The sequence below is a fragment of the Microlunatus ginsengisoli genome (assembly GCF_039537205.1).
Taxonomy (GTDB): domain Bacteria; phylum Actinomycetota; class Actinomycetes; order Propionibacteriales; family Propionibacteriaceae; genus Microlunatus; species Microlunatus ginsengisoli.
The window spans coordinates 1-9,206 of record NZ_BAABAB010000038.1; the positions used below are offsets into that span (position 1 = coordinate 1).

Here is a 9,206-nt window from a genome sequence, read left to right on the forward strand (position 1 = left end):
CCCTCAGCGGACTGTCAAGCATCAAATGAAGCCAAGATGTCAACCATCAAGCGGAGTCGGACACTGTCTGGACCGCCGTGCGGTGAGAACTTTCCTTACTCCGTCAAGCGCGGCCTCCGGCCGCGGCGGGTAGTGGGTTCCGGCCACGTGTCCTCGCTGCGCTGCGGGCCTCGCCGGCACCCACTACCCGCGTGCAAAGGGCCGCAATCCCGCGGCTCCGAACCAGAATACCGCAGCAATAATGACAATGGTCGTCGAGCCAGGTTCGTTGTCACGCCGCAGAGATCCGCCAGATGCACTCTAGCAAGCCGGGCCAACCGAAGGCCGCATTCCCTGCCTCCTCAGGGAGAGCGTTCAACTGTTGGCACCCCCAGCCCAATCCCGAGTTCGCATTTGACAACATAGGTTGCGATAATTTATCCACCCCATGCCCCACTCCCGCTAAGGCATTAGAGCCGATTCAAACCCGGATAAAAGGTACACCCGCGCACGCACATCGTGCCAGGCATCCCCTGATCGGGACCGGGCGTTAGTCATTGCATAGAAATGAACTGGCAAGTCGGCACGAGTGCTCCTCGTGTGGCCCCCCTGTGCATCTAGGCGTTGCTTGGTCAAGCGACTGGACAATCACTGCGACCAAGCTTCCCCCAGCCCGTTGCAAGCTAGTTGACTGAGCATCGACAAGTGTCACAGCGCCCTGAGCACGTGAGGCATCTGCTTCACAATAAACCGCCAAGCATGCTCAACATCCTCCTCCACGAAGTTGGGGTCTCCGTGCAACCAGAGTCGCCAACTGCCTTTACCGAAGGTTTCGTTTTCTGCTTTGGAGAACATGATGTTGTGAACGCCGTCATGTCCAGCGTGAGCGAGCCCGAAGTAGTGGCCTAGTTCGTGCGCCAGAACGATACGACTAAAGTAGGGAGGATAAGTGTCGCGCCAAGTGCATCCACAGCCAGTTCGATCATCTTTGAGGTCATCTACTCCATCTCCATCGCTATCTAGGCTCATAAAGTCCTTTCTAGAGCGGTCAATTGTCGTGATACACGCATCGCTGGCGTCGTCAGGACCGCAGCCGTCCAAACCACGCTTGATGCGGCGCCCGGTGACCAAACCGTGCTTATCATCAGCGAAGCCGAAGACCCCGATACACAGTGGTGACCCATCTTCTTCTAAGCGGCCTTCTCGTGGCGTATTAGTTGCAAACCATCTGCCCGCCTCGAACGTGCGACCGGGGAAGAAGTCGAATTCGCGAAGATTGGTGCACGGCTGCGCGTTGAACGCCTGAAACGTCGCAAAGTTGAACGGAGTGTCCCAACCAATGTCGATGCAGAGCTTCTTGAACTTCTTGCGGGCAGTACGCATAGCCTTGCCGGTCGCGGCCGGTTCCATCGCATACGCGCGTATACGCATGTTAGTACCGCCGCTGTCGAGGAATGATCGGATCGCGTAGCGATGAATTGGGAGATACCACATGTCGTTGCCGTCATCGTCTACTCTTACTACGCGCGTGCGCTCGCGGGCGATCTGAAACCCGTTCAAGCTAAGTAGCCCTGCCATTGCGTAAAGGTCCAGCGTGTGATCGTCATCGTCGTGTAGTTCAACGAAGGGAAACGAGTTGCTATCGGCTACCATGATGGACGCGCTCGCGACGATCGGGAACCCGAAATGTGTCGTGCCCCACCCGAGCCTTCTGAGAATAGACTCCCCTTCCGGAGTTCCGAACTCATCGATGACTAGTGCGCGAATGACGCCGAGTGAGTCATCGCGGGCGAAGTAGTCGCTAACAGCCGCACCAAAGTATGCGCCTGTTCCAACGCGCACAACCAAGACGACTGCTTGTCCGACATTGATTGCTATGTTTCCCAAATCCGCAATTATGCCCGCCAGGTCGAAGTGCAGTACCGCGTTAACCAATGAACCCGCGTTGCGCACTGTGTCAAACACGATTGCGAAGGTTTCCTGGGTAGCCTGAACTCCACCCTTAACGACGCCCAGCACCACGTTGGCAACGCCACCTAGGGCTGGTGAAACGGCAGCTGCCCCATCCCGTGCTCCATCCAGTACGTCGATCGCCACCTCAGTGACCGTTTCTGTCACTTCCTCAGCCGTCTCGGTCGCAATGTCGACGACAGCTTCAACCCCATCACCGACCCAGCCAATTGCTGATCCCGCGGCTTCCGCTGCGTCATCCCACCATGCCATATGTCGCTCCTATAGGACGCATTCACTGACCGACTTAAAACGCGATGACCTGCTTGGCTCGCCTCCGGCGAGGGACCTGAGAACTTCGAGTGGTCGAGTGGTCCGGGCGGAATTTACAGTTTCAGCAAGGCGGAATTCATGGCGCGAAGAGCACTCCACGAATATGAGGGCAAGCGATCGTACCTAGAACTCGCCCCGAAGTACCTCGACGACATCGGCGATGGCGTCGTTGGACAGAAGCAGATGGTGATCTTGGCCGCACGACCTGGCCAGGGCCACTACATCGTGACTCGCGTGGGACTACTTCCAGGAGGCGGACTTAAGTGTTTCCTGGTTGAAGATCGACCAATCTTCGCAACTCAGATACCACTGGCGACGACAGAGTCATTCCTGAGCCAGTTTTGTCTGAAACAACATGCACCGTTAACCTCGATGCTTGCACCGACCCTATCCCTGGTGTGACGACCGCGCAAATGCGATTCAACTCAGATGGGTCTATATTTCACGGCTGCATCCGAGATTCCGTTGAAAAGTGCCCCAGGCCCCTGCCGATGGTTAATGGCCCGGACGGGCTTGGTCCGAATCCCCACCCGATCCCTTGAAGAGCCGTCCAGCGTGCCATGATGGTGCGCGCGCCAGCTCATCGATGAACGTCGCCCAACGCAGCGTTCGTCGTCGAACTCCTCGGTATCTGGCGTAGACGTAGAGCGCGATGAGCTGTCCTGCACCGACCTCCGCCGCGTGCCGGGCGCGAGGCAAAAGCCAATCAAGGTGGACCGACTTCACCAGCGAGTTGTTGTTGTGGTACCTGATCCACCCTCCGCCTCGCTCGCTCTGGCGATACTCTGTCTGCCTGTGCTGGACCGAGTTTTGGGAGCCAGCGATGGCGGCCCTGGCGGCAACGATGGCAGCATATGTAACAGACACAGCATCGAGGTGGCCGCGCCGGCGGCCCGTCAGTTACCCGACTCAATGCCGAGCAGTTTCACGCCGATCCAAAATTCGGGTTGACCTAGTCACCGAATACGGCGATGATGAAGTTCGCCCCCGGGCTTGAAAATCAGCCTCGGTCACAAGCCGCCAGACGAGACCCCCTTGCTGCTCACGTCCAGGTGAATAGGCACCATCCTGTGCCGGGGAAGAGACATAAGGGAGCATGCGCATGACCACAGGTCCAACCGATTCGAGTGTTGCGGCATTCGAATCGGACAAGCTGCAAGTCAAGTTTCGGGATACACACAGAGTGCGTATCCAGCGCGGCCGATTGGTCGATCTGAATGGAACTGGCTTTCAGTCGAAGAAGTCCGCTGATTTCCTTTCGGACATGTCGCAAAGATCAATCTGGCATCCCGTGCACACAGTTGATCCTGATCAACTGGAGCGGTACCGCAAGAATGGCTCCGCGAAGGGCGATACTTTGCCTGACTTGGGGAACTACTATATCTTGTTTCTTGCTGAAGGCACGGATGCTACGCGAACGGCGAGCGTGCTTGCCGACCTACCGGAAGTGGAGGAGGTGTCGCGTGTGTACCTGCCGCCTGAACCACCCCAGCCTCCAGACTTCACGGACATCGGGAATATCAATCCCGCGCAGCTATACCTAGGGCCGTCCACGTCAAACGGGGGTGCCAACGGTGTTGATGCCTTTGTCGGATGGGGCGTGAGTGGTGGTGACGGAGCTGGAATTGCGATATGCGATATTGAGTACGACTGGCATCTACGGCATGGGGAATTCCGAGCTAATCTGGGACTTCGCATGCTTGGCAACGACCCGTTGAATCCATTTGGTGGACCCAGTACCAGGGACCATGGAACCAGCGTCGTAGGAATCTACGGTTCCCGCGATAACGGCGTTGGCACGAAAGGAATTGCCTTCAACGCCGCGAAATTCTGCGCATCCGTCTTCACCCAGAACCCGATACCCTTCTATAACATTCCCGGCGCAATCTCTGCTGCCATGGCAACCCTGAGTCCTGGTGACATCATCGTGCTTGAGCAGCATATACCTGGACCCAACCACGATCCCGCTGGCCCGAGTCAGAACGGCTTCGTACCAGTCGAGTGGGACAGGAGTACGTACGATAGTGTGCGAACCGCAACCTCCAACGGATTCATAGTGGTTGAAGCTGCCGGAAATGGGGGCCAGAATCTCGACGCCAACGTCTACCGCAACAGCGACAATCATAGGCCCTTTCGGACCGAGAATGGATCGGGAGCAATACTTGTGGGCGCGGGCGATCCAAGGACCCGTCAGAGATTGGCGTTCTCAAACTTCGGCTCCAGGGTTGACGTTCAGGCTTGGGGCAGAAACGTCCTTACGACTGCCTACGATGCAACAAAGGCGGATGCTTGGAGCAGTGACGGTCCCAACCTCCTCTACACAAGCCGTTTCTCTGGAACCTCTAGCGCGACACCAATTGTTGCCGGCGTCTGCGCCTCCCTTCAGGGCATTCACCTAGCGCGATTTGGCAGAGTCGCAACTGTAGACGAGATTCTGCAGTTGCTGCTGGAAACAGATAGCGCGCAGGCCGGCAATCTCTCTCAACATATCGGACCGCTGCCAAACCTCCGAAGGTCGATCGGGCTGTTGGATCGATCCATTCCTCGCCAACCTGAAATCGACCCAGCGTCAGGCAGCTTTCCCTTGCCCTGCCTGGTTTCGATTTATGATCGTCCAGGCAACACTCAAGGCTACGATTTCAAGACCTGGTACACGACCGATGGTACCGATCCGGTCGAGGGAGCAGCCAACTCGAGACAGGTGATTGGCTACGGTTTCGAAGAATTAAGGCTGAACATGCCGGCAACACAGCGAGTTCGTGCGAGAACGTTCTTCACTGCTGACCTGAACGGGGAGCGGGTGTCCAGCCCGACCACGCAGGCCAACATAGTTGTCTACAGGCCTGTGGCAGGCCCGACTGGCGTTCGGGCAAGTAACGGTGAGTTCATAGACAAGATCGTAATATCATGGAATCCTCTACCTCCCGCTACGCACTACGATGTTTTTCTCGGGCCAGCGATGATTAAGCTGAACTCGTCACCAATCGTCACACAGTCGTTTGATCATCAGGGTGCACTTGGGAGTGCGGGGGTTGCCGACTACTATGTGAGGGCGACGCTGGCAAATGATCGCGTAACGGCATTTTCGGGTCCCGCACGAGGTCGGTACGGCCTTGCGCCCCTGACAGTGACAGCATCAAAGGGGGATTTCCCCGATTACGTTCTTGTCGCATGGAGTTACCCTGCGTGGAACCCCTTCTCCAAAGATATTGAGTTCGAAGTGTTCAGATCAACGATCGCCGACTTTTCGCAGGCTGAGTCCATCGCTCGGATTCAGCCCAAGACACGGTCCGTCCCGGTTGGGAATCGAGTCGTACAGGTATCAGATGGCATAGACACCGAGTACAAGGATACGAGCGCCCAGCCGAACCAGAATTATGCGTATTGGGTGCTCGCTAGGGAACCGAATAGGGCTTATGAAACTCCTCTAAGTAACTCAGAGATAGGATTCCGGAGCTAGCGTCCCCTCCCACGTGAAACCTGGTGATGACGGTTTCTGGCCGGTCGTACGCGGTGAGCGGTCAGATCACTTGTGACCCTTGGAGGCGACCGAAGGCCGCTCCAGAATCTCGTGGCTAGCGAGGACACGGACCGCTACGCGCCGAACGGTGGACACCTGCCCGACGAGCTGGAGCCGACACGGTCCGTCCCGGGTTGGGAATCGAGTCGTACAGGTACCAGATGGCATAGACACCGAGTACAAGGATACGAGCGCCCAGCCGAACTAGAATTATGCGTATTGGGTGCTCGCTAGGGAACCGAACAGGGCTTATGAAACTCCTCTAGGTAACTCAGAGATAGGGATGCGGCCTCGGGCGGACACCTGTATGCCCGTGGGATTCTGCCCACTTGCGCGCGGCCTTGGTGTCCACGCCGGCGGCAATTGCCTTGGGCTGTGGTGCTCGGGTGCTCACTCGATGCGCCGCGGCCAGGAACGGGGCCAGCGCCTTGTCCAGTTTCTTCGCATTCTTCTCAGACAGATCGATCTCGTACTGGATGCCCTGGTAGGCGAATTTGATCGTGTGTCCATCGGCCTCGATCTCCCTGTGGTCGAGGTCGTCGATAAGCGTGATGACAGCGCGCTAAGCCACTGTGAGCAACTCCCGCCCGTGAGTTGTGGGATGAGGTAACAATTCTACCGTCGCGGTGCCCGTCCGAGAGCGCCATGGCCAGCTCCTCGCTCCCTGCCAGCCAAAATGACAGCCAGCAGTCGCGAACCAGGCATGCTGCCGACGCACATCGACGAACGGCCTCAGGCGCATCAACACCCGGGCAGCGCCCGATCGACTGCGCTGACACGGAAGAAGTCACGACTGAAGGGGCGGATGCCGTCACGATGCTGTCACGAACGATCGCGGCCTGATCGCAGATGGTGACAATTGACCACAACCATCACGCTCAGCACGCAGCGGCTGGTGTCCACAAACTCGGTCCGCCAGTCACTCCGCGGGTTGTGGGTCTCCGCTGTGGGGTCGCCGCGCCAGCGTAATCGAACAGCGGAGCCGATGCTTGCCCTTCTGCTTACCAATCGACCCGCCCACTGAGGTCCAGCTGCGTACACCAGCGAACGGTCTTCGCGCTCGTCCACCGCTCTCACGGAAGGCCGAGTGTCGATGGCATGGAAGCAGTCGTCTACCGACATCGATCTGATGTGTTCAGCTGAGGTAGGCCGATGCTGGTGCGTTTGCGAATTTGGTGCCGCTGCTCCATTGGTGGGGTAGCCCATACCTGGCATTCAGATCGTGTCGCGCGCTGATCTGGGTTAGGCCGCCCGACCCGCTTGGAAGGTCTCGGAAGTTGATGACCCCGGATCCTCTTGGGCTGAGTATGGCTAGCCAGTAGTGTTCGTTGGCCTCGAGGGTCACCGGGGTGTTTAGGGTGACGGAGTTCCATTCCCCGTTGACCAGTGTCGTTGAGTGGCCGGTGCCGAGTAGCGTGAAGGGTTCATTGTTCGCATCGGCGTACACTCCGACGATGACTTGCGCGGCCTCGTTTTGGTCGTCGAGGTACAGATGCACGGTGTCCGCCGAGGCGCTGCGTGACGCGGTGTATTGGAAGGCTTCGCCGGTTCCGGGCGGATTGGAATCCACCGACGGTTGCACCACGGCAGACCCGAGAGCTGGCAGGGTGGCATCGGGTTGGTCGGTTCCCGGCGGTAGCGACGGCTCCGACGCGTCTGCGGATTCAATGGCCAGGCCGTAGCCGTAGCCTGCGGAGACCGCGCGGTAGCCGGCGTCGCTGGGCAGGGTCCCGGCCTGGCTGGGGTAGGCGGAGATGGTGGTGTCTCGGTTCAGGAACAGGTCGATGTTGGACGCCGAGATGGCGGCCACGCCGGCGGCATCCGGTGGCCCTGCCTCGCCCCAGATGCCGTAAGCCTGCACGGTGCCATCGGAACGAAGCCCGAGACTGTTGCCCGAGCCCGCGGAGATCGCAACGATGTCGGACCAATTGGCCGGCGGCAGGCCGTCCAGGCCAGCAGCGACACCGCTACCCCAGGCGACCACCGTGTGGTCGGCTCGCAGGGCAAGCGCCTGCCGAGACCCAGCGGAGATGGCCACGACATCGGTCAGGTCCGCTGGTGGATCCATCCGGTCGTCGAGTTGATCACAGCCCAGGCCGTCCCGGTCTCTGCCCCAGCGGACCACGGTGCCATCGGGCCGAAGCGCGAGAGCATAGCCACAGACGACGTCTGGCACGCCGAAGCCGCGGTAGCCGAAGTAGCCGCCGGCAGCGATAGCGGTCACCGGACCGAGATCGGCCGGAACGTCGATCTGCCCGGAGTCGTCGGCCCCCCACGCGGCCACCGAACCATCGGCGCGAAGGGCCAGCGAGAATCCCGCGCCGCTGTCGATGGCCACAACGTCTCGTAGGTCGTCGGGGACGTTTGCCTCCTGATATCGGTCGAGCCCCCAGCCGACAACCGTGCCGTCGGCTCGAAGCGCCAGGTTGGTGTAGCCCCCTGGCACATCGCTGGCCGCAACCGCGACAACGTCAGTCAGGTCCGCAGGCGGCCTCAACACCTCCTGCATGTCCGCGGGGCCGCCCCAACTGACCACCTGACCTGGCACGACCGTGGGAGTGGGCAGCACGTCGTCGGCGGCAGCTACCGGTGCAAACGATCCCAGCAGCAGACAAACGGTGAAGATGACCGCCGCCCATACGCCTACACGAGAATCTGCGATCTTCATCATCTATGCCTCTGGGGGTAAGGGGCCCGGGACCTACCGAGACTCAGGTCTCGATTCGGTCACGCTAGCCGCGCCCCAGGCCAGCCGTTCTCGATGTGGGTAATTCACCGCTTCTGGCTATTGACCGACACTACGCCACCCCACCGCCATCGAATGCAGGAGCTTCCAACCGCGCCACACTGAACGCTGTCAGCAGACGCGCCGACGACCACCCGAAGGTGTGTTGCTCGCCCGCCTGAGGCCAGACTGTCAGCCAATCGCCACGACCAGCAGGACCCACGCCTGAACACCGACGCACAGCGTTAAGTTAAGCGGCCATACGTGCGTGCCTTGCGCCGCGGCCTGCCCTGACACGGAAGCAGTCACCCGCGCTGATGTACTGTCACGGCGCTGTCATCAAGTGGCCAGCAGCGATCCGGCGGGCACCGCAAGTTGCCAGCGGTCTGTGCGCTGAACATCAGTCACCGATAGCCGTCGATCCATCCTTCCAGTCTCTCGCCGGGTTGTCGGCTCTCCAGCCAGGCCCATTGACGGCAGCCGCTCGGCCTTAGGCGCGCAAAATCGAACAGCACCTGCTTCGTGCCCTGTCATCGTGCCCAAAGTGGGCACTAAGCACGGTCATCATCGGTAATCCGCGGTCAATCAAACTGCGGCTGACAAGGCTAAATGTGCTCAGTCAATCCTCTCCGGTGCTGTCAACGGCCAGTTTCTGGTCCCCGCTGGTGGCCAGGTGAAAGTCCCCGCTCCGCGTTCGTG

General features: G+C 59.5%; 4 protein-coding genes. 1 reads left to right on the top strand and 3 read right to left on the bottom strand.

Annotation, left to right across the window (positions count from 1 at the left end; all coding sequences use genetic code 11):
• Positions 1-687 precede the first annotated feature (687 nt).
• Positions 688-2,202, bottom strand: coding sequence for a hypothetical protein (locus ABD747_RS21300; RefSeq protein WP_344808410.1), 1,515 nt, complete (start codon positions 2,200-2,202; stop codon positions 688-690).
• Between the two features lie 1,162 nt (positions 2,203-3,364).
• Between ABD747_RS21300 and ABD747_RS21305 the strand changes: the two genes are divergently transcribed.
• Complete coding sequence (locus ABD747_RS21305; RefSeq protein WP_344808412.1) at positions 3,365-5,722, top strand: S8 family serine peptidase; 2,358 nt, start codon at positions 3,365-3,367, stop codon at positions 5,720-5,722.
• Positions 5,723-6,053: 331 nt separating this feature from the next.
• Here ABD747_RS21305 and ABD747_RS26775 read toward each other — a convergent pair whose 3' ends face one another.
• Both ABD747_RS26775 and ABD747_RS21310 read right to left on the bottom strand, forming a co-directional pair.
• Complete coding sequence (locus ABD747_RS26775; RefSeq protein WP_425562569.1) at positions 6,054-6,335, bottom strand: histone-like nucleoid-structuring protein Lsr2; 282 nt, start codon at positions 6,333-6,335, stop codon at positions 6,054-6,056.
• Positions 6,336-6,917: 582 nt separating this feature from the next.
• Positions 6,918-8,453: a choice-of-anchor R domain-containing protein gene (locus tag ABD747_RS21310; RefSeq protein ID WP_344808414.1), complete on the bottom strand. Its 1,536-nt coding sequence runs from the start codon at positions 8,451-8,453 to the stop codon at positions 6,918-6,920.
• Positions 8,454-9,206 lie beyond the last annotated feature (753 nt).